This is a genomic window from Jiangella gansuensis DSM 44835, assembly GCF_000515395.1.
Classification (GTDB): Bacteria; Actinomycetota; Actinomycetes; order Jiangellales; family Jiangellaceae; genus Jiangella; species Jiangella gansuensis.
On the sequence record NZ_KI911782.1, the window covers coordinates 2,503,307 to 2,522,244 of the forward strand.

The window sequence follows — 18,938 nt, forward strand, 5'->3', positions numbered from 1 at the left end:
TCGCGGAAGCGAGCGGCAGCGGCCGGCGTCAGTCCGTTGGTACGGGACGGGCGCGCCGGCCGGCCCTGGCAGCGAAGTCGTCGAGGGCGGTGAGCACCTCGGTGGCCTGCCAGAAGCGCCCCCGCCTGCGGCCGGAGAACTCGGTGATGATGCCCGCCTCCTCGAGCTGCCGTATGGCCCGGTGGGCGTTGGCCGACGTCGTCCCCAGCTCGGCCTGGGCCGTGGGGGCGTCGATGACCGGTTGGCGAAGCAGCAGGTCGACCAGCCGCCAGACGGCGGAATCGCGCCGCGCGGTGATGAGATCGTCCCAGCGGGATCGGACGGTCTCGAGTTCGGCCACCAGCTGCCGGCCGTTCGCGACGGCGACGAGCGCAGCCTCCGACATCGCGACCACGATCGGTGCCGGGTCGCCCTGACGGTAGCTGGTCAGCGCCGCGAAGTAGCCGTCGGTGTCGGTGAGCAGGCCGGCGGACACCGGCACGGTGACGTGCCGGCTGAGGCCCTTGGCCCGCAGCATCGCGTGGATCAGCGCGCGGCCGGTGCGGCCGTTGCCGTCGGTGAACGGGTGGATGGTCTCGAACTGGGCGTGCGCAAGCGCCGCGTGGGTGAGCGCGGGGATGTCGTCGCGCCGGGCGAACGCGATGAGGTCGTCCATCGCGGCGCGGACGTGCGCGTGGTGCGGTGGAACGAAGGCTGCCTCGTGCGGGCCCACACTGGTGCCGCCGATCCACACTTGTTCGTCGCGCCATCGCCCGGGCGCGTGCTCCGGTTGATGCGCCATCAGGGCGGCGTGCATCGCGAGGATGGCATCCGCGTCGAGCCGGTCCGCCAACTGCACCGCGGCCTCCATGGCGCGGACGTTGGCGACGATCTGAGCCGCGTTGGTCCGGGCGCCGTCGTCGAGTTCGGCCAACGCGATGGCGCGCGCACCGGACGTGAGGTTCTCGATCTGCGAGGACGAAGCGGACTCCGAACGCAGCAGCAGGGCACCGAACGGGGCGACCTTGGTGCCCACCTCGCCGTCGTGCCGGGCGATCTCGACAGACGCCTCGTCGGCGAGCGCCAGGACGGTGGAGGGAAGTATGACCTGTGTCTTCTCGACAGGTGGGACGACGGCCGAGCGGTACGGTCCGGCATGGCGCCCGCGGAGGCGGCGCGAGACGAGGTCGGGCGGCAGCGAGGAACGCCAGTGATGCTCCTCCCAGCCGAGCGCAGGCCACGGCGTATCCGATGCCATGAGACGAGCTTAGCATCGGATACCTGACTATCCGATGCTAGACACCAGCCCGGCGACCCTCACGACGCCTGGGAGACCGAGGACATGTTGAAGTCGGGCACGCGCAGCGCCGGCATGGCCGTGCGCGGGAAGTAGTCGCCCCATTCGCGGCTGAACGTGGGCACCGTCGCGCCGGCGTGGGAGAACCGGTCCAGCAGCGCGACCGGGCTCTCGTTGAACCGGAAGTTGTTCACCGCGCCGGTGACCTCGCCGTTCTCGACCAGGTAGACGCCGTCCCGGGTCAAGCCGGTGAGCAGCAGTGTCTGCGGGTCGACCGCGCGGATGTACCAGAGGCAGGTGAGCATGAGCCCGCGCTCGACGCTGGCCGCGAGGTCCTCGACGCTTCCGATGGCGCCGTCGACGGTGAGGCCGAGGTTGTCGACGGCGGGGGTGGCCTCGAGACCGGTCAGCCCCGCCGAATGGCGAGTCTGCAGCAGCGCCTTCAGCGTCCCGTCCTCGATCCACGACGTCCGCCCGACCGGCAGGCCGTTGTCGAAGACACTGGATTCCGACGACGACGCGTGGGCGATGACGGCCGGCGCGCACTCCAGGCCGGGCGCCGCCGGGTCGGACCACAGGGTCACCGGCTGCCGCGACAGCCGCTCGCCGACTCGGGTGCGGCCCCCGGGCGCGGAGTACACCGACTGGCCGTCGGCGGCGTCGCGGCCGCTCATGGTCCAGTAGGCGTAGATCATCAGGTCGGCGACGGCGGCGGGCGGCAGCACGGTGTCGTGCCGGCCGGCCGGAAGCTCGACGGAGCGCTGCGCCCAGCCCAGCCGCTTGGTCAGCTCCGCGTCGAGGGTGACGACGTCGATGGAGGCGAGGTCGCGCGACGACTGTCCGACCCATGCCGAGCGGGACAGATCGGCGGACTTGCCGGTGATGCCGATGTGCCCGGTGGGTTGCTCGTGCCGGAGCCGCAGCCCCGTGGACACGCCCAGATACGTGGTGCGGACGCCGTGCTCGAGGTAGCCGTAGAGCAGCCGCTGCTCGTCGTCGGCGCGGCTGAACGCGTCGCCGAGTGCCGGCGCGATGTGCCCGAACGCCGCCGCGGATGTCTCGCCGGCCGGGTCGCCCCAGTCGGCCGCCGCGTCGCCGTCGACCAGCGGCTGGGCATCCTCCGCCGGGCCGTTGTCGCGCGCGGCCTGTTCGGCGGCACGGACGAGCGGCTCCAGTGCTTCCGGTGTGACGGCGCTGCGGGCGATCACCCCGGACGCGACGCCCTGGGTGCCGTCGACGGTGGCGACGACGGTGACCTCGCGCGAGCGCATGACGCCGTTTGTGGTCAGCGCGTTGGTGGCCCAGCGCAGGTTCGCGGTGGAGCTCTCGTCGACGAGCACGACGGTGCCGCTGGCCTTGGACAGCTCCAGGCAGCGTTCGACGATCTCCTGGGGCGTCATGGTGCCACTCACTGGCCACCCTCCTCGGCGGTGTTGAGCACGCGGACGTCCCTGAAGAGGGCTGACGGCGCGCCATGAGAGACCGGCGCGATCTGGCCGGGCTGCGCCTTGCCGCAGTTGAAGGCGCCGCCCAGCACGTAGGTTTGCGGGCCGCCGACCGCGGCCATGGAGCCCCAGAAGTCCGTGGTGGTGGCCTGGTAGGCGACGTCACGCAGCTGGCCGTCGAGTTCGCCGCCGCGGATGCGGTAGAACCGCTGGCCGGTGAACTGGAAGTTGTAGCGCTGCATGTCGATGGACCAGGACTTGTCGCCCACGATGTAGATGCCGTCGTCGACCTGGGAGATGAGCTCCTCGGTGGACGGGCCGCCGTCGGCCGGCTGCAACGACACGTTCGCCATCCGTTGCACCGGCACGTGGCCGGGGGAGTCGGCGAACGCGCAGCCGTTGGAGCGGCTGGTCCCCAGCGCGCTCGCGTTGGCAGCGGCCATCGCCCGGTCGAGCTGGTAGCCGACCAGGGTGCCGCCGTTGACGATGTCCCACCGCTGCGTCTGCACGCCTTCGTCGTCGTACCCGATGGTGGACAGGCCGTGCGGGACGGTGCGATCGCCGGTGACGTGCATGACGGGGGAGCCGTAGCGCAGCGTCCACAGCTGGTCGAGGGTGGCGAAGGAGGTGCCGGCGTAGTTGGCCTCGTAGCCCAGCGCCCGGTCGAGCTCGGTGGCGTGTCCGATGGACTCGTGGATGGTGAGCCACAGGTTCGTCGGGTCGATGACGAGGTCGTACCGGCCCGCGGTGACGCTCGGCGCGGCGAACTTCTCCGCCAGCAGCGGGCCGAGTTCGTCCAGGGCCGCGCCCCAGTCGACGACGCCGTCGGCGCCGGTGGCGTACTCCCAGCCGCGCCCGGCCGGTGCCGCGATGGTGCGCATGGTCTCGAACCGGCCGCTCGCCGGGTCGACCTTGACCGCCTCGAACACCGGGTGCAGGCGGACCCGCTGCTGTGTGATCACGGTGCCGTGCGTGTCGGCGTAGAACTTGTTCTCCTGCACCTGCTGCAGCTGCGCGGTGACGTGGTCGACGTCGGGCTGAGCGAGCACCCGGACGGAGTTGCCGACCATCCGGTCGATCTTCTCGGTGTCCGGGACGTCGAACGGGTTGACCTCGTACGCCGACACCCAGGTGACGTCCGGGTGCACGGGCTCGTCGGCCAGCTCGACCTTCGCCGGGCTGAGCCGCCGGGAGACCTTCGCCAGGTCGACGGCCTGCTCAGCGACCTTGACGGCGTCGTCAGTGGTGAGGTCGACGGCGGCGGCGAAGCCCCAGGTGCCCTCGTGCAGCACCCGGACGGCGAAGCCGACGTCCTCGCCGTCGCGGCTGCCCTCGAGCTTGCCGTCGCGGAAGGAGAGGTCTTGGGAGCGGATGCGCTCCAGCCGGAAATCCGCGTGCTCGACGCCCAGGTCACGGGCTCGTTGCAGCGCGGCGTCGGCCAAGGATCGCATCGGCAGGGCCAGAAAGGCGGGATCGATCTCGTGCGGCACGAAGCCGAGCCTAGACCAGCGGTCCAACGCCAGTCACCGGCATTCCCGGTGCCGTCACGGCAAGCGCCAACGTCCTCAGCCCTCGAACGGGTCGACGAGGCGCACCCCGGTTCGTGCTACATCCCGCGCGTTCCGCGTCACGAGCGTCAGATCGTGGCGGATGGCCGTAGCCGCGATGAGCCCGTCGACGGCGGGGACCGGCTGGTCTCGCGGCAGGCGGCCCCACACCTCGGCCACCTCGGCGTCCACCGGGAGGATGCGGTCGGCGAACTGGCGGACGATCCCGGCCAGCCAACCGGCGAGAGCCTCGGCTTGGGCATGGTCGCCCCTGACTCGGATGCGCTCGACGCCGCGGTGCAGCTCGCCAACCGTGAGTGCGCTGAGGTAGAGCCGACTGGCCGGTGCGTCGGCCCACCAGGCGGCGACCCCGGCGTCCGGCCGGCGCTTGCGCAGTTCGGAGACAAGGTTGGTATCGAGCAGGAAGGTCACGCGCGGCCGGCCAGGTCGACGTCGCGGGGCAGGTCGAGCGCGCGCTCGGCCACGATCTCGTCGAGGACGGCGGAGACATCGTTCGACGGTGCTGCGGAGCTGGTCAGGGCATGCTTGAAGTCCGCCCGGACGTCGACGCCGATGAGTTCGCGATATCGCACGATGTCGATCACGACAGCCACCTCCTCACCATGCCGCGTCACGAACTGCGGGCCCTCGTCCGCGACCTTGCGCAGTAGTTCGCTCAGCCGCTGCTTGGCTTCCTGCACCTGCCAATGCGCTTCCATCTAGACAGACTAGACAGAACAGTTCTGGAGGGCAAACGCTCGATCATGGGCGGCGGTCGGACGCGCCCGGCGGGCGTGGGAGAATTCCAGTCATGCTCAGATGGCTGACAGCGGGGGAGTCGCACGGCCCCGCCCTGGTCGCGGTCCTCGAAGGGTTGCCGGCCGGTGTCGAGGTGACCACGGCCGACATCGATGCCGCGCTGGCGCGCCGCCGGCTCGGCTACGGCCGGGGCGCGCGCATGAAGTTCGAGGCCGACGCGGTCACCGTCCTGGGCGGGCTGCGGCACGGCCGCACGCTGGGCAGCCCCGTCGCCATCCAGGTGGGCAACACGGAGTGGCCGAAGTGGCAGCAGGTGATGTCGGCGGACCCGGTCGACCCGGACGAGCTGGCCGGTCTGGCCCGCAACGCCCCGCTCACCCGGCCCCGTCCCGGTCACGCCGACCTCGCCGGCATGCAGAAGTACGGCTTCGAGGAGTCCCGTCCGGTGCTCGAGCGGGCCAGCGCGCGCGAGACGGCAGCCCGGGTGGCGCTCGGCGCGGTGGCGTCGGCGTTCCTCGCGCAGGCCTACGGAATCCGGCTGGTCAGCCACACCGTCGAGCTGGGGACGGTCGCCGTCCCGGCCGGTTCGCCGCTGCCCACGGCCGACGACGTCGACGCGCTCGACGCCGACCCGTTGCGCTGCTTCGACGCCGACACCAGCAAGCTCATGGTCGCTGAGGTCGACGCCGCGCGCCTCGAGGGCGACACCCTGGGCGGCGTCGTCGAGGTCGTCGTCACCGGCATGCCGCCGGGTGTCGGCAGTTACGTGCACGGCGACCGCAAGCTCGACGCCCGGCTGGCCGGCGCGCTCATGGGCATCCAGGCCATCAAGGGTGTCGAGGTCGGTGACGGCTTCGAGCTCGCCCGCACCCGTGGTTCGAAGGCCCAGGACGAGATCGTGCCCGTCGACGGCGGCGGGGTGCGGCGCACCTCGGGTCGCTCGGGCGGCGTCGAGGGCGGCATGTCCACCGGCGAGACACTGCGGGTCCGCGCCGCCATGAAGCCCATCTCCACCGTCCCGCGCTCGCTTCGCACCATCGACACCGCCACCGGCGACGTCGCCAAGGCCCACCACCAGCGCTCCGACGTGTGTGCGGTGCCGGCCGCCGGGGTGGTCACCGAGGCCATGGTCGCGCTGGTGGTCGCAGAGCTGGCGCTGGAGAAGTTCGGCGGCGACTCCGTGCCCGAGACCGCCCGCAACCTCAAGGCGTACCTCGAGGCCATCCCGCCCGCGCTGGCGGTGCGCTGATGGCGCCACGGGTGGTCGTCGTCGGCCCGCCCGGAGCCGGCAAGACAACGGTCGGGAGGCTCGTGGCGCGGCGCCTCGGGGTCGGATTCCGCGACACCGACGTCGACATCGAGCGGGCGGCGGGCAAGCCGATCAGCGACATCTTCATCGAGGACGGCGAGCCGGCCTTCCGGGAACTCGAGCGCGACGCCGTCGCCACCGGGCTGGCCGAGCACGACGGCGTCCTGGCCCTCGGCGGCGGCGCGGTCGGCTCCGAGCACAACCGCAAGCTGCTGGCGGGTCACCTGGTGGTCTTCCTCGACGTGGGCCTCGCCGACGCGGTGTCCCGGGTCGGCCTCAACCGCGACCGGCCGCTGCTGCTGGAGAGCCCCCGCGCACAGCTCAAGCGCCTCCTCGACGAGCGGCGCCCGCTCTACCTGGACGTCGCCGCGGTGACGGTCGACACCGGTGGCCGCACGCCCGACGACGTCGCCGACGAGGTGGCCCGCCATGCCGGCTGAATCCGATTCCGCCGTGCCTGTGACCCGTATCCCGGTCGGCGGCGAGTACCCCTATGACGTCGTCGTCGGCACCGGCCTGCTCGGTGAGCTGCCCGGGCTGCTCGGCGCGGGCGTCCAGCGGGTCGCCGTCATCCATCCGGGCGCGTTGCGCACCACGGCCGACGCGGTCCGCGACGACCTCCTCGCCCAGGGCCTGGAGGCGCACGCCGTCGAGGTCCCCGACGCCGAGGAAGCCAAGTCCGCCGACGTCGCCGCGTACTGCTGGTCGGTGCTCGGGCGCATCGGCATGACCCGCTCCGACGCCGTCGTCGGCATCGGCGGGGGAGCCACCACCGACCTCGCCGGGTTCGTCGCCGCCTCGTGGCTGCGCGGGGTGCGCTGGGTGCCGATCCCGACGACGGTGCTCGGCATGGTCGACGCGGCCGTCGGCGGCAAGACCGGCATCAACACCGCCGAGGGCAAGAACCTCGTGGGCGCGTTCCATCCGCCGGCCGGTGTGCTGTGCGATCTGGCCGCCCTGGAGTCGCTGCCGGTGAACGAGTACGTCGCCGGCCTGGCCGAGGTGGTGAAGGCCGGCTTCATCGCCGACCCCACCATCCTGGACATCGTCGAGGCCGACCCCGCCGGCGCGGCCAAGCCCGACGGGCCGTACGTACGTGAGCTGGTCGAGCGGTCCATCCGGGTCAAGGCCGACGTCGTCGGCGCCGACCTGCGCGAGTCCGGGCTGCGGGAGATCCTCAACTACGGCCACACCCTCGGTCACGCCATCGAGAAGCTCGAGCGCTACTCCTGGCGCCACGGCGCGGCGGTCTCTGTCGGCATGGTCTTCGCGGCCGAGCTGGGCCGGCTGGCCGGGCGTCTCGATGACGACACCGCCGACCGGCACCGCCGCGTGCTCGAGCTGCTCGGCCTGCCGACCACGTACGACGGGGGCGCCTGGTCGCGACTGCTCGACACCATGCGCATCGACAAGAAGAGCCGCGGCGACCGGCTGCGCTTCGTCGTTCTCGACGCCCTTGCCAAGCCCGGCATCCTCGAGGCGCCCGACCCCCAGCTGCTCGCGGCCGCCTACGCCGAGGTCGCGCGCTCGGAGTAGACCGACACTGGCGACGAAGGCTAGAACCGCCACCGGGTGGGGTTGTAGTCGCCCGTCTGCGACCCGTACCCGAACGCGACCGCCGGCGCGACGGCGTGCACGTCGTACGGACCCGGCCCGGCTGTCGGCGCCCCTTCGGCGTGGAAGGCGCCGTCGCGCACCTCGACCGGCCAGTCGTACACGTCCAGGTATCGCTCGGCGACCCGGCGCAGGGTTGCGTCGTCGCGCACGATGCCGGCCCGGCCCTCGACGGACAGGTCGATGCCGCCTGCGTTCACGGCCACCACGCAACGCGGATCGGCGGCCAGGTTTCGTCCGGCCCGGCTGCCGGCCCACATGCAGAAGTGGAAGGTGCCGTCCAGCACGATGCCCAGCAGCGGCACCACGTGCGGCCGGCCGTCCGGGCAGACGGTCGAGAGCCAGTAGGTGTCGGCGGTGTCCAGTGCCTCGAGCGCCTGCGGCCACGGCGTGGTCGGGGAGTCGTCGCCGAGCATGGAGCTGGTGTGCGGTTCGGCGGTGTTCATCTCTTCATCTTGGCACGCGAGTCGCCGCCCGGCTGACTGAAATGTCCAGACCCGGCGGTGCTATCGCGTCCCGCTGCAGATCCCGTGTCGACGCGCTCGATAGGGTCGGGGCGTGACGACGCGGGTGCTGGTGCTGAACGGGCCGAACCTCGGCCGGCTGGGGTCCAGAGAACCGGACGTGTACGGCGACACGTCGTACGCCGGGCTGGTCGAGCGGTGCGGGAAGGCCGGCGCCGCGCTCGGCCTGGACGTCGAGGTCCGGCAGACCGACGACGAGGCCGAGCTGGTCGGCTGGCTGCACTCGGCCGCCGACGACGCCACGCCGGTGGTGCTCAACCCGGCAGCGTTCACCCACTACTCCTACGCTCTGCGCGACGCGTGTGCCCAGCTGCGGGCGCCCCTGATCGAGGTGCACATCTCCAACCCCGCCGCCCGCGAGGAGTTCCGGCACACCAGCGTGGTCGCCGGCGTCGCCACCGGGACGATCGCGGGCTTCGGGTTGGCGTCCTACGATCTCGCGCTCCGCGCCGTCGCCGGACTCGTCTCCCCATGATCATCGGCGATCCACCCCGCCATGACGGGGCGGATCGCCGATGATCATGGGATGTCAGGGCAGGGGAGCGCGGTCGACGAAGCCGAGGTCGGCGGCGGCCGCCCGCTGGTCGGGGTCGTAGGACGCGAAGCCGAGGTCTTCGCCCGGGCCGGCGAGGGGCCGCGCGGCAAGGTGGGCGACGGCCAGGTGGAGCGAGTCGAGGGCGCGGATGCCGAAGCGCCGCACGAGCACTCGCGCCGTGTTCTCGGTGTCCAGCGTGTCGGCTCGGACCAGCGCGATCGGCCCGGTGGGTGACACCTCCTCGTAGAGCTTCGCCAGGAGCGTGTCGACGTCGCCGATGCGCCGGCTGCGCGCTGCCCGGACCAGCGTCGACGACACCTCGAGCAGCGCCAGGGTGGACGTCATGAGGACCGAGCGGCTCTCCACCAGCCGGCGGGCGGCGGCGTGCTCCGGTTCGTCGGCGAGATAGGAACGGACCAGCACCGACGAGTCGACGTAGGTGAGGGTGGTCATCGGCCGTCGGACCAGAGCTCGTCGACGACGGGGCCGACGCCTTCGGTGGCCCGCAACGCCGTCGTGAACCGCTGCGGCGACACCGGCGGCGCCGGACTCTCGACCAGGATGCCCAGCTCCCGGGCCTTCTCGCGCAGCTCATGGCGGCGGGCGTCGACATCGTCGGCCGACGGCGGCGGTGGCGGTGCGGCGGCGGAGAGGACCTTGTTGGCCAGGGCGTTGATGGAGACGCCCTCGCGCTTGGCGCGCGCGGACAGCCGCCGGTGGAGATCATCGGGGATTCGCAGCAGCAGCTGGCGCATGCCGGGATGATATCACCACGACATGGCGTGATAGCAAGATCCAGCGGCTACAGGGCGTCGAGGAAACGCCGGGCGTCGCGGGTGTTCATGCCGGTGCGGTCCTTGAGGAGGCGGATGGCGGCAGTGCGGCGCAGCCGGTCCTGGTGCACCAGGCTGCGCAAGGTGGACAGCAGCTCCGCATCGACGGCGGCCCGCCGCTGGGCGTGGGAGGGTGCCGCGGTGCTGGCGGGCTCCGGCTCGGGAAAGACCTGGCCGGCCTGGAGCGCGTACACGATCGCGGTAGCCTGCGGTACGGGCAGAGCTGCCCGCTTCTGCAGGTGCTTCACGGCTTGGTCGGTGTTGCCCCTCGTGGCGAGGTCGCGGACCTCCTCCTGCAGGTCGCGACCCAGGCGCACGCCGGGAGGGGGAGTGAGAGGGGAAGAAGACGTCGGTGCGGTTCTGGTCTGCGGGCCCTGCCGAATGACCAAAAAGCTCATGACGAGGGCCAGGATGACGATGACGATCAGGCCGAGAATGAGCATGATCAACAGACTAGTCGAGCCGTGATCAACTGCGAAGCGCCTATCTCAAGTATTGAAATGACCTCGTATCTGCGCTGGATACAGGCCTGGAAAGGGCTGGTGAGATGTCGGAGAACCACGCACGGCGACGCGCCGAGCTGGCGAAGCAACTGGCTGATGACAAGATTGATACAGCTCTAGTCACAAACCTGGTGAACGTCCGTTACCTGACGGGCCTCGACAGCAGTAACGCGGCTTTGCTCCTGACGGCGGACGGGTCGGCAGTACTGGCGACTGATGGTCGATATGCTACGGCCGCGCGGGCCGCGGCTCCAGACGTGGAGCTGGTGATCGAGCGGAGTGTCGCGGCACATCTGGCCGCCCGGGCAGCGAAGTCCGGCAGTGTGCGGCTGGCGGTCGAGGAACACGCTGTCACCCTCGAGCTGTGGCACTCGATCGAGAACGCCCTGGACGGCGCGGGCGGCAGCACCATCGACGTCGGCCACCTGGGCCGCGCGGTCGAGAAGCTGCGCGCGGTAAAGGACGAGGACGAACTGGCTCTGCTGGCCGAGGCGTGCGCCGTGTCGTGCCGAGCGCTGGAGGACCTCTACGCCGCGGGCGGGTTCGTCGGGCGCAGCGAGAAGCAGATCGCCCGTGACCTGGAGTGGCGGATGTTCGGCCACGGTGCCGACGGCATCGCCTTCGAGACCATCGTGGCCACCGGGCCGCACAGCGCGATCCCGCATCACCGCCCGACCGACCGCGTCGTCGAACGCGGCGACCTGCTGAAGATCGACTTCGGTGCCTCCTACCGCGGCTACCACGCCGACTGCACCCGTACGTCCGTCGTCGGCGCGCAGCCGCAGGACTGGCAGCGCGAGATCTACGACCTCGTTGCCGACGCGCAGCGCGCCGGTCGCGAAGCCGTCAAGGTGGGGGACGACTGCGTCGCGGTCGACCGCGCCAGCCGTGAGATCATCGACGGCGCCGGGTACAAGGAGAACTTCGGGCACGGTACCGGGCACGGCGTCGGCCTGGAGGTCCACGAGGCGCCGACGCTCGGGTACTCCGCGACGGGTACACTGTCCGATCGCATGGCGGTGACCGTCGAGCCGGGGATCTACCTTCCGGAACGCGGCGGAGTCCGCATCGAGGACACACTGGTGGTTCGGGCTGCCGGCGGTCCGCAGCTGCTCACACCGACCACCAAGGACCTGCTGGTCCTGGACGCGTGACCGCCGCCGCGAGCAGGCGGCGGAGCGTGGTCCTGGACGGCATCGACGACGAGAAGGCAACGACGACGTGGCGACGACGAACGACCTGAAGAACGGCCTGGTACTCAACCTCGACGGCCAACTGTGGAGCGTGGTGGAGTTCCAGCACGTCAAGCCCGGCAAGGGCGGCGCCTTCGTGCGCACCAAGTTGAAGAACGTGCTGTCGGGCAAGGTGGTCGACAAGACGTTCAACGCCGGCGTGAAGGTCGAGACCGCCAACGTCGACCGGCGGGAGATGACCTACCTGTACCGCGACGGCGAGGACTTCGTGTTCATGGACACGCAGACCTACGACCAGTCGCACGTGTCGGCGGCCACCGTCGGCAACGCGGAGAACTTCATGCTGGAGAACCAGGACGCCACCGTCGGACTGCACGACGGCACGCCCCTGTTCGTGGAGCTTCCCGCGTCGGTCGTCCTGACCGTCGAGTACACCGAGCCGGGCCTGCAGGGCGACCGCTCCACCGGCGGCAGCAAGCCCGCTCGGCTGGAGACCGGCTACGAGATCCAGGTGCCGCTGTTCATCACGACCGGCGAGAAGGTCAAGGTCGACACTCGCGACGGGTCGTACCTCGGCCGAGCCACCTGACGGGCGGCCCGGATGCCCGCGAGGAGCCGTGCCCGCAAGCGCGCGCTCGACGTCCTGTACGAGTCCGAGATGCGCGGCCTGGGTCTCGGCGCCACGCTGTCGCATCGGATGGCTGCCGCCGAGCAGCCGCTCAACGAATACACCGTCGCCCTGGTCGAGGGCGTCATCGCGCACCGGGAACGCATCGACGAGCTGATCTCGACCTACGCACAGGGCTGGACGCTCGAGCGGATGCCGGCGGTCGACCGCAATGTGCTGCGCATCGGCGTCTTCGAGGTGCTCTACCGCGACGACGTCCCCGACCCGGTGGCGCTGGACGAGGCCGTGTCGCTGGCCCGTGAGCTGTCGACCGAGCAGTCCCCGACGTTCGTCAACGGGCTGCTCGGCCGGCTGGTCGAGATCAAGCCGAGCCTCACCCTCTGACGCCCTCGGAAATGATCACGTGCACCATGGGTGCTCCCGCTTCACCATGCATGCGTACCTGATGAAGCGGGAGTTCGCCGGCGAGAGCCGGCCCGCGGGCGTCCGCAGGCGTGAGCCTCCAGCGGGGCGTCACTCCGGTGGGCGGCGCATCCGGTTGCTGAGGTTGTCGAACAGCTTCCCACCGGCGTCGCCGACCCCGCTGACGACGTCGCGCAACGTCGAGATCAGCGGGTCCGCGGTGCGGTTCCACGACTCCTGGTAGGACTTCGCGGCGTTGCGGACCTCCTGATTGATGGAGGCGTCGCGGTCGTCGGTGCGACGGGGATAGTCACCGGCGAGGATGCGGCTGTACTCGCCGGAGGCGGCCCAGAGATCGAGTTCCGCCAGCCGGACGACGGCGTGCGGGTGGGTGCGGCCCATCAGGCTCAGTAGCTTGATGACGCCGTCGCGAGCGTCCTCGCCGGCGTCGTACTCGCGGGCCTGCTGCAGGAACGCGTCGACGCTCATCTCGCCGAGCCGAGAGCCACCGGCCATCTTCATCAGCGCCCGCTTGGCGGCATCGGGGTCCTGCGAGGTCAGCAGTCCGGCGCGGTCACACGACAGTTCGGACTTGCGGTGCCATTCCTCCAGCGCGAGCACGATGGCGCGCAGCCCCATGTATCCGAGCGGGATCCAGGCCACCCGCAGCGCGAGGTTGGTCAGCGCCAGCAGGAGCGTCCGATAGACGGCGTGCCCGGACAGGATGTGCCCGACCTCGTGCCCGACGGCGAAGCGCCGCTCCTCGGCGTCGAGGAGGTCGAACAGGCCGGTACTCACGACGATGAACGGCCGGTCGGTTCCGATGGCCATGGCCCGCGGGTACGGGTCGGAGATGATGTACAGCTCGGGCCGTTCCGGGAGGTCCAGGATGTGGGTGGCGTCGACGACGTCCTGGTAGACGTCGCGGAACTGCGTCTCGCCGACCCGGACCCCGCCGGCGAGGTAGTGCAGGCGCAGGCTGCGCTCGCTGAACAGGCCGGACATCTTCTTCAGGACGGTGTCGAAGCCGCGCAGCGACCGCATGGCGACCAGGGCGCCGCGATCGGCCGGGTGCTCGTAGGCGCGGGAGCTGATGTCGGGGAATCTGACTCGGCTGCGATCGGGCTCAGTCGTCATTCAGTCATCGTAGGCCGACGGGCGCTCCGGCGGCCCGGAGCCGGCCCGGCGGATTCGGGCCATCACCATGGGTTCTCCCGCTTCACCAGGTAAGCATTCCTGGTGAAGCGGGAGCACGCATGGTGGACGTGATCATTTCCCGGCGGGGCGGGGGAGCTCACTCCACGGCGACCACCGTCTGGTTCTCGGTGCCGGCGTAACCGACCGTGCCCAGGTAGGGCACGCCCTCGTCCAGGCCGCTCCAGCTCACCGTCACCTTCGCGGGGCGGGCGGCCCGGCCGGGCACCGGGTCCGGGCTGACCGTCGCGTTGCCGGTGGCGTCGGCGCCCACGGCGAACGTGCGGAGGCTGAAGTCGACCGGCACGCCACCGGGGCTCGAGAACATGTGCACCAGGACGTGGTAGGTGCCGGCCTCCGGCGCGGTCAGGTCGACGAGCTCGCTGGCCGCTCCGGTGGCGCCGTTGACCGGCAGCTCGGAGCCGTCCGGGCCGAAGACGAACATGTCGTAGTCGGCCGCCTCGTCACCGGCGCGCAGGTCGACCCGGGCCAGGGACGTCCCCGACGGCACCTCGAACGGCACCAGCTGCGAGGACGTGTTGCCGTCCGGGTCCGCCGACTCGCCGGGGGTCAGGGTGCCGTCGGTGACCTCGCCCGGCACGAGGCCACGCAGGGTGAGGTCGACGTCGCCGCTGGCGGCCGGGGTGGCCTCGTAGGTCAGCTCGCCGGTGCTGCCGGTGCCGGACACCTCGGCCGGCGCGGACACGGCGACCGGCCGGGCCACGATGGGGCTGCGCGCGGTGGTGCCGCCGCCGCTCCAGGTCAGCGAGCCGTGGGCGTACTCGTCCAGCGGCGCGGAGGTGCGGGTGAGGGTCACCTCGAACGTCTTGGTCTGCCCCGGGCGGCCGAAGTACAGCACCGACGGGGTCACCCGGGCGGTGAAGCCGGGCACCGACACCGACGCGCGGTACAGGCCGGGCGTGAGGGCCGTTACCGTTCGAGTCACGGTCTGCTTGCCGGGCAGCGACCCGACCGCGATGGACGGCTGATTGAGGTCGGACGGGTCGATCGGCTCGACGCCCGGGATGCCGGTGTCCTCGCCGGTGCCCTCGATGAACGACAGCCAGTCGTCGACGCCGGACTCGTAGACCAGGCCGGGGGAGAGGAACCGGGACGGGTCGACGTGGCCGGCTCCGGCGTGGAAGCGGTCGCGGTCCACGCCGCCGTCGGCGGTCTGCAGGTCGTACGCGGTGGTCATCATCGCCGACTTGACGGCCATGGCCGACCACTCCGGCTGAGCGCCTCGGATGAGGGCGGCCAGTCCGGCGACGTGCGGCGAGGCCATGGACGTGCCGGAGACGAAGTCGAAGTCGTTGCCGCCGTGCGGGGCCGGGGCCACCGCGGCGAGCACGTCGACGCCGGGTGCGGCGATGTCGGGCTTGAGCACGTCGCCGCCGTTGGCCAGGGCCGGCCCGCGGGAGGAGAACCCGGCAAGCACCGGTGCCGGCGTGGGCGGCAGGTCGGTCTGGTCGCCCACCAGCAGCGCCGCGGTGGCGCCGTCGGTGCCGGCGTACTCGCGCACCACGGCGGCGGCGTCGGCGGCCAGGTGCGTGGTGGGGATGACGTGGAAGTCGGCGTTGACCGTCTCGGCCGGGGCGACGTTGCCGAGCACGGAGCCGACGCCGCCGGCGCGCTGCACCTCGGCGGACTTGGCCACCCGGTCGTAGGCGCCGCGGTCGCAGAGGACGAGGGCACCGGCGGCCTGGGCGGCGTCCAGGGTCTCCGGTGCGCACAGGGCGGCCTGGGCCGGGTCGGCGCCGTCCACGGCGATGTCACGCGCGTAGACCAGCGGGGTCTGCTCGGGCACCCCGACGTCGCTGATCATGGCGCCGCGGAAGCGCTGCCCGTCACCGAGTTCGACGGTGCCCTCGTAGGCGACGTGGGTGCTGGCGGCCACGGTGGTCAGCCACGGGCTGTTGTGCGCGACCGTGGACGCGTCCGGCCCGCTGTTGCCGGCGGACACTGCGACGAAGATGTCGGCCGATGCCGCCGACATGAACGCCAGCTCGACCGGGTCGATCACGGTGTCGGTGGCGCCGGAGATGGAGTAGTTGATGACGTCGACGCCGTCGAGGATGGCTTGGTCGATGGCGGCCACGGAGTCGGACGGGTAACAGCCGCCGGTCGAGGCGTCGTCGTCCTCCCAGCACACCTTGTAGGCGGCGACGGCCGCGCCCGGCGCCATGCCGGAGCCGCTGCCGAAATCGCGGCCGTTGACCGACATCGGGACGTCGTGGTTGCCGGCCGCGGTGCTGGCGGTGTGGGTGCCGTGGCCGTCGCCGTCGCGGGTGGAGATGCGTTCGTCGGGGTCGCGGTGCTCCGGCGGGACGTTGGCGACGAAGCCGTCCTCGAAGTACCGCGCCGAGACCAGCTTGGAGTTGCAAAGGTCGGCGGTCCAGTCCTCGCCCGGCTCGCATTCGCCGGTGAACAGCTCGCCGTCGGCCTTCAGCATGGCCGTCTCAGTGTCGGACGTGCGGTATGGCACGCCGACCTCGTCGGACGGCTCATCGCCCAACTCGGCGCCGGCGAACGACGCGCTCTCCGGCCAGATGCCGCTGTCGATCACGCCGACGACGACGCCCCTACCGGCGTCCGCCGGCCCGCCCAGCCCGGCCCATACGCCGTCGTCGCCGGTCAGGCCGAGGAAGTCGGGGGACTTCACGGTGTCGACCGTGCGCGGGGTGTCGGGGACGACGGCGAGGACACCGGGGTCGGCGGCCAGGTCGGCGGCTTGCTCACCGGACAGTTCGGCGGCGAACCCGTTGACCGCGACCGTGTATTGGTACAGCGGGTCGGCGCCGACGGCGTCGGCGACGGCGTCCTGGCGTTCGCGCAGGTGACCGCGGTAGTCGCGGACGGCGCGGGACTCCGCGCGCATCTTCTCGCCCTCGGCCGGCGCTGTTGCGCGCAGCCCGGCGACGCCGCCCTCGTAGGTGGCGGCCGGCGGTTCGGTGAGCACGACGACGTAGGAACCGTCGCCGTAGCTGGACGGCGACGGCGACACTGCGCCACCGCCGTCGGGAACGGCCAGGGCAAGGCTGCCGGCGGCGAGCGTGGTGGCTGCCAGTACGCCGGTGGCCGCGGTGGCGGCCAGCCGGCCGCGGCGGCGATGGTGCGGCGTGGTCGGGTTCGACACGGGCGTCCTCCCGGGGGTGGTGGTCGTCCGGGCCGCCGGTCGCGGGCGGACGCTGCGAGCAGCATGCTCGATGGTCTTGGTCGGCGGGTCAAGGCGAATCGCCCGAAACGCACCGCCAGCCGCCCGTTCGGCCGACGCGCCCCGGCCGCCCCGGGCCGCGCGGCCATGACATCTGTCATGCCAGTCGATGACACCGTTCACGCCGTCGACGCCGTCGCGGGCACCAGGCTTGATGCCATGCCGACACGACACACAGGAGGAGATCGCGATGGGTGACGTCGTCGAAGTCACTGATCTGCGGCGTAGTTACAGCGGCGGCTTCGAGGCCGTGCGCGGGGTGACGTTCACGGTCGCCCGGGGTGAGTTGTTCGCGCTTCTCGGCACCAACGGTGCTGGGAAGACGTCCACTCTGGAACTGGTCGAAGGGCTGGCCCGGCCCAGCGCTGGCCAGGTGCGCGTGCTCGGCGGCGACCCGTACGCGGACCGCGCCACCGTGCGGCCGCGCATCGGGGTCATGCTGCAACAGGGCGGCTTCCCGCCGGACCTGACGGTGCGCGAGACCGCCCGGATGTGGGCCGGCACGCTGAGCACGCCGCGCCCGATCGAGGAGGCGTTGGAGCTGGTCCGGATGATCGACCGCGCCGACGTCGGTATCAAGCAGCTCTCCGGTGGTGAGCGGCGCAGGCTCGACCTGGCGCTGGCCGTGATGGGCCGCCCGGAGGTGCTGTTCCTCGACGAGCCGACCACCGGTCTGGACCCGGAGAGCCGCCGCGACACGTGGGCGCTGGTGCGGTCGATGCTCGACGACGGCGTCACGGTCCTGCTGACCACGCACTACCTGGACGAGGCCGAGGAACTGGCCGACCGGCTGGCGATCATGCACAAGGGCCGCGTCGTGCGCACCGGGACGGTGGCGGAGGTCGTGGCGACCCAGCCGGCGACGGTGTCGTTCGAGCTCGAGTCGCGCGGTGACCGGCCGCAGCTGCCGGACCTGTCCGGCGCGCTCGTCGTCGACAACGGCGTCAAGGTCGAGGTGCGCACGGACCGGCTGCAGTCGACGCTGACGACGCTGCTGCTGTGGGCCGCGGAACGGGGCCTGGAGCTGGACCAGCTGTCCGCCCGGCCGGCGTCGCTGGAGCAGGCGTTCCTGGCGGTCGCCGACGAGGCCGACGTCCCGACGAACGAGGAGGTCTTCGCATGAGTGCCATGGTCGAGAGGGCGACCGGTTCGACGATGACCCGATCACTGCGACGAGTGCGGGCACTGGCCCGGTCCGAGCTGCGCATGCTGCTGCGCAACCGGACGGCCATGTTCACCGCGCTGGTCCTGCCGGTGATGACCGTCGGGGCGTTGAGCTCGATGGACCTCGGTGACGACACCGGACTGTCGATGGCGTCTTTGACGGTCACGATGCTGGCCGGCTTCGCGTTGCTCTACGTCGTCTACTACAACCTCGTCACCGCCTATGTCGGGCGCCGTGAGGACCTGGTGCTCAAGCGGCTACGGGTGGGCGAGCTGACCGATGCGGAGATCCTGACCGGGACGGCTGTGCCGTCGGTGCTGGTGGCGATCGTGCAGATCGTCCTGACCTGGGCGGTGGCGTCGATCGCGTTCGGCCTGGATGCGCCGGTCAACGCCCTTCTGGTGCTGGTCGGCGTGGCCGCCGGGGTCGTGATCTTCGTGCTGCTGGCGGCGGTCTCGACGGCGATCACCCGCAACGTCGAGATGGCGCAGGTCAGCGCGCTGCCGGTGCTGTTCGTCTGCATGATCTTCTCGGGCATGGTGGTGCCGACCTCGAACATGCCCGATCTCCTGCAGCAGATCGTCCAGTTCGTACCGCTGACCCCGGTGATCGACCTGGTCCGGCTGGGACTCACCGGCCAGACGCCCGACGGCGACACGGTCGGCTTCGGCGCCAGCTTCGCCGAGGCGGCGGTCCCCGCGGCGATCGCGGTGGTCTGGGTTTACGTCGGCTGGTGGGCGCTGCGCCGCTGGTTCCGCTGGGAGCCCCGCACCTGATCGCGGGCGCCGTGAAAGGCT

Annotated in this window: 20 protein-coding genes; 9 read left to right on the forward strand and 11 right to left on the reverse strand. The window is 71.4% G+C overall.

The features are described from left to right. Positions 1-28: 28 nt before the first annotated feature. The 5 genes from JIAGA_RS0112075 to JIAGA_RS0112095 all read right to left on the reverse strand — a co-directional run bounded on the left by JIAGA_RS0112075 (position 29) and on the right by JIAGA_RS0112095 (position 4,987). Positions 29-1,237 (reverse strand): Fic family protein, encoded by a 1,209-nt coding sequence (locus JIAGA_RS0112075; protein WP_026875854.1) that lies wholly within the window; start codon positions 1,235-1,237, stop codon positions 29-31. A gap of 59 nt (positions 1,238-1,296) precedes the next feature. After that, complete coding sequence (locus JIAGA_RS0112080) at positions 1,297-2,676, reverse strand: metallopeptidase TldD-related protein (RefSeq protein ID WP_035812454.1); 1,380 nt, start codon at positions 2,674-2,676, stop codon at positions 1,297-1,299. 8 nt (positions 2,677-2,684) lie between these two features. Then, positions 2,685-4,211: a TldD/PmbA family protein gene (locus tag JIAGA_RS0112085; RefSeq protein ID WP_026875856.1), complete on the reverse strand. Its 1,527-nt coding sequence runs from the start codon at positions 4,209-4,211 to the stop codon at positions 2,685-2,687. 75 nt (positions 4,212-4,286) lie between these two features. Then, a complete protein-coding gene (locus JIAGA_RS0112090; RefSeq protein ID WP_026875857.1) occupies positions 4,287-4,700 on the reverse strand; it encodes a type II toxin-antitoxin system VapC family toxin in 414 nt (137 codons plus the stop codon). Continuing rightward, positions 4,697-4,987: a type II toxin-antitoxin system prevent-host-death family antitoxin gene (locus tag JIAGA_RS0112095; RefSeq protein WP_035812459.1), complete on the reverse strand. Its 291-nt coding sequence runs from the start codon at positions 4,985-4,987 to the stop codon at positions 4,697-4,699. Before JIAGA_RS0112095 ends, JIAGA_RS0112090 begins: the two co-directional genes overlap by 4 nt. 92 nt (positions 4,988-5,079) lie before the next feature. Between JIAGA_RS0112095 and aroC the strand changes: the two genes are divergently transcribed. From aroC to aroB, 3 genes are read left to right on the forward strand one after another with little or no spacing between them, the layout of a single operon-like run. Further along, the gene (gene aroC / locus JIAGA_RS0112100; protein ID WP_026875859.1) at positions 5,080-6,276 is read left to right on the forward strand and encodes a chorismate synthase; all 1,197 of its coding nucleotides are present in this window, start codon (positions 5,080-5,082) and stop codon (positions 6,274-6,276) included. Then, positions 6,276-6,776: a shikimate kinase gene (locus JIAGA_RS0112105; protein ID WP_026875860.1), complete on the forward strand. Its 501-nt coding sequence runs from the start codon at positions 6,276-6,278 to the stop codon at positions 6,774-6,776. The genes aroC and JIAGA_RS0112105 overlap by 1 nt, the downstream gene beginning before the upstream one ends. Continuing rightward, positions 6,766-7,872: a 3-dehydroquinate synthase gene (gene aroB / locus JIAGA_RS0112110; protein ID WP_035812462.1), complete on the forward strand. Its 1,107-nt coding sequence runs from the start codon at positions 6,766-6,768 to the stop codon at positions 7,870-7,872. The genes JIAGA_RS0112105 and aroB overlap by 11 nt, the downstream gene beginning before the upstream one ends. Positions 7,873-7,892: 20 nt before the next feature. Here aroB and JIAGA_RS0112115 read toward each other — a convergent pair whose 3' ends face one another. Beyond that, complete coding sequence (locus JIAGA_RS0112115; RefSeq protein ID WP_026875862.1) at positions 7,893-8,396, reverse strand: pyridoxamine 5'-phosphate oxidase family protein; 504 nt, start codon at positions 8,394-8,396, stop codon at positions 7,893-7,895. Positions 8,397-8,508: 112 nt separating this feature from the next. On the opposite strand from JIAGA_RS0112115, the gene aroQ reads away from it, so the two are divergent. Further along, positions 8,509-8,949, forward strand: coding sequence for a type II 3-dehydroquinate dehydratase (gene aroQ, locus JIAGA_RS0112120; protein WP_026875863.1), 441 nt, complete (start codon positions 8,509-8,511; stop codon positions 8,947-8,949). 54 nt (positions 8,950-9,003) lie between these two features. Here aroQ and JIAGA_RS0112125 read toward each other — a convergent pair whose 3' ends face one another. The 3 genes from JIAGA_RS0112125 to JIAGA_RS0112135 are packed head-to-tail and all read right to left on the reverse strand — an operon-like array spanning position 9,004 to position 10,285. Further along, positions 9,004-9,462: a type II toxin-antitoxin system VapC family toxin gene (locus tag JIAGA_RS0112125; RefSeq protein WP_026875864.1), complete on the reverse strand. Its 459-nt coding sequence runs from the start codon at positions 9,460-9,462 to the stop codon at positions 9,004-9,006. Next, the gene (locus JIAGA_RS0112130) at positions 9,459-9,764 is read right to left on the reverse strand and encodes a toxin-antitoxin system HicB family antitoxin (RefSeq protein WP_026875865.1); all 306 of its coding nucleotides are present in this window, start codon (positions 9,762-9,764) and stop codon (positions 9,459-9,461) included. The genes JIAGA_RS0112125 and JIAGA_RS0112130 overlap by 4 nt, the downstream gene beginning before the upstream one ends. Positions 9,765-9,811: 47 nt before the next feature. After that, positions 9,812-10,285: a hypothetical protein gene (locus tag JIAGA_RS0112135; RefSeq protein WP_026875866.1), complete on the reverse strand. Its 474-nt coding sequence runs from the start codon at positions 10,283-10,285 to the stop codon at positions 9,812-9,814. A 104-nt stretch (positions 10,286-10,389) separates the two neighbouring features. Here JIAGA_RS0112135 and JIAGA_RS0112140 point away from each other — a divergent pair, with 104 nt between their 5' ends. The 3 genes from JIAGA_RS0112140 to nusB all read left to right on the forward strand — a co-directional run bounded on the left by JIAGA_RS0112140 (position 10,390) and on the right by nusB (position 12,550). Further along, complete coding sequence (locus JIAGA_RS0112140) at positions 10,390-11,499, forward strand: M24 family metallopeptidase (protein ID WP_026875867.1); 1,110 nt, start codon at positions 10,390-10,392, stop codon at positions 11,497-11,499. A gap of 67 nt (positions 11,500-11,566) precedes the next feature. Then, entirely contained in the window at positions 11,567-12,127 is a 561-nt protein-coding gene (gene efp / locus JIAGA_RS0112145; RefSeq protein WP_026875868.1) for an elongation factor P, read from the forward strand. 12 nt (positions 12,128-12,139) lie between these two features. Next, positions 12,140-12,550 (forward strand): transcription antitermination factor NusB, encoded by a 411-nt coding sequence (nusB, locus tag JIAGA_RS0112150; protein ID WP_026875869.1) that lies wholly within the window; start codon positions 12,140-12,142, stop codon positions 12,548-12,550. Positions 12,551-12,679: 129 nt separating this feature from the next. Here nusB and JIAGA_RS0112155 read toward each other — a convergent pair whose 3' ends face one another. Beyond that, a complete protein-coding gene (locus tag JIAGA_RS0112155) occupies positions 12,680-13,705 on the reverse strand; it encodes a M48 family metallopeptidase (protein ID WP_026875870.1) in 1,026 nt (341 codons plus the stop codon). Between the two features lie 157 nt (positions 13,706-13,862). Continuing rightward, positions 13,863-16,898, reverse strand: coding sequence for a S8 family serine peptidase (locus JIAGA_RS29345; RefSeq protein WP_051426003.1), 3,036 nt, complete (start codon positions 16,896-16,898; stop codon positions 13,863-13,865). Between the two features lie 268 nt (positions 16,899-17,166). Here JIAGA_RS29345 and JIAGA_RS0112165 point away from each other — a divergent pair, with 268 nt between their 5' ends. Then, positions 17,167-18,099: an ABC transporter ATP-binding protein gene (locus tag JIAGA_RS0112165; protein ID WP_157553063.1), complete on the forward strand. Its 933-nt coding sequence runs from the start codon at positions 17,167-17,169 to the stop codon at positions 18,097-18,099. Then, positions 18,096-18,917, forward strand: coding sequence for an ABC transporter permease (locus JIAGA_RS0112170; protein ID WP_026875872.1), 822 nt, complete (start codon positions 18,096-18,098; stop codon positions 18,915-18,917). Before JIAGA_RS0112165 ends, JIAGA_RS0112170 begins: the two co-directional genes overlap by 4 nt. Positions 18,918-18,938: the final 21 nt, after the last annotated feature.

Coding starts and splice junctions, on each gene's coding strand:
- JIAGA_RS0112130 (WP_026875865.1), bottom strand. CDS start 9,764: ATGCGCCAGCTGCTGCTGCGAATCCCCGATGATCTCCACCGGCGGCTG.
- JIAGA_RS0112155 (WP_026875870.1), bottom strand. CDS start 13,705: ATGACGACTGAGCCCGATCGCAGCCGAGTCAGATTCCCCGACATCAGC.
- aroC (WP_026875859.1), top strand. CDS start 5,080: ATGCTCAGATGGCTGACAGCGGGGGAGTCGCACGGCCCCGCCCTGGTC.
- aroB (WP_035812462.1), top strand. CDS start 6,766: ATGCCGGCTGAATCCGATTCCGCCGTGCCTGTGACCCGTATCCCGGTC.
- nusB (WP_026875869.1), top strand. CDS start 12,140: ATGCCCGCGAGGAGCCGTGCCCGCAAGCGCGCGCTCGACGTCCTGTAC.
- JIAGA_RS0112140 (WP_026875867.1), top strand. CDS start 10,390: ATGTCGGAGAACCACGCACGGCGACGCGCCGAGCTGGCGAAGCAACTG.
- JIAGA_RS0112115 (WP_026875862.1), bottom strand. CDS start 8,396: ATGAACACCGCCGAACCGCACACCAGCTCCATGCTCGGCGACGACTCC.
- JIAGA_RS0112105 (WP_026875860.1), top strand. CDS start 6,276: ATGGCGCCACGGGTGGTCGTCGTCGGCCCGCCCGGAGCCGGCAAGACA.
- JIAGA_RS0112165 (WP_157553063.1), top strand. CDS start 17,167: ATGGGTGACGTCGTCGAAGTCACTGATCTGCGGCGTAGTTACAGCGGC.
- JIAGA_RS0112075 (WP_026875854.1), bottom strand. CDS start 1,237: ATGGCATCGGATACGCCGTGGCCTGCGCTCGGCTGGGAGGAGCATCAC.
- JIAGA_RS0112080 (WP_035812454.1), bottom strand. CDS start 2,676: ATGACGCCCCAGGAGATCGTCGAACGCTGCCTGGAGCTGTCCAAGGCC.
- JIAGA_RS0112170 (WP_026875872.1), top strand. CDS start 18,096: ATGAGTGCCATGGTCGAGAGGGCGACCGGTTCGACGATGACCCGATCA.
- JIAGA_RS0112135 (WP_026875866.1), bottom strand. CDS start 10,285: ATGCTCATTCTCGGCCTGATCGTCATCGTCATCCTGGCCCTCGTCATG.
- JIAGA_RS0112095 (WP_035812459.1), bottom strand. CDS start 4,987: ATGGAAGCGCATTGGCAGGTGCAGGAAGCCAAGCAGCGGCTGAGCGAA.
- JIAGA_RS0112125 (WP_026875864.1), bottom strand. CDS start 9,462: ATGACCACCCTCACCTACGTCGACTCGTCGGTGCTGGTCCGTTCCTAT.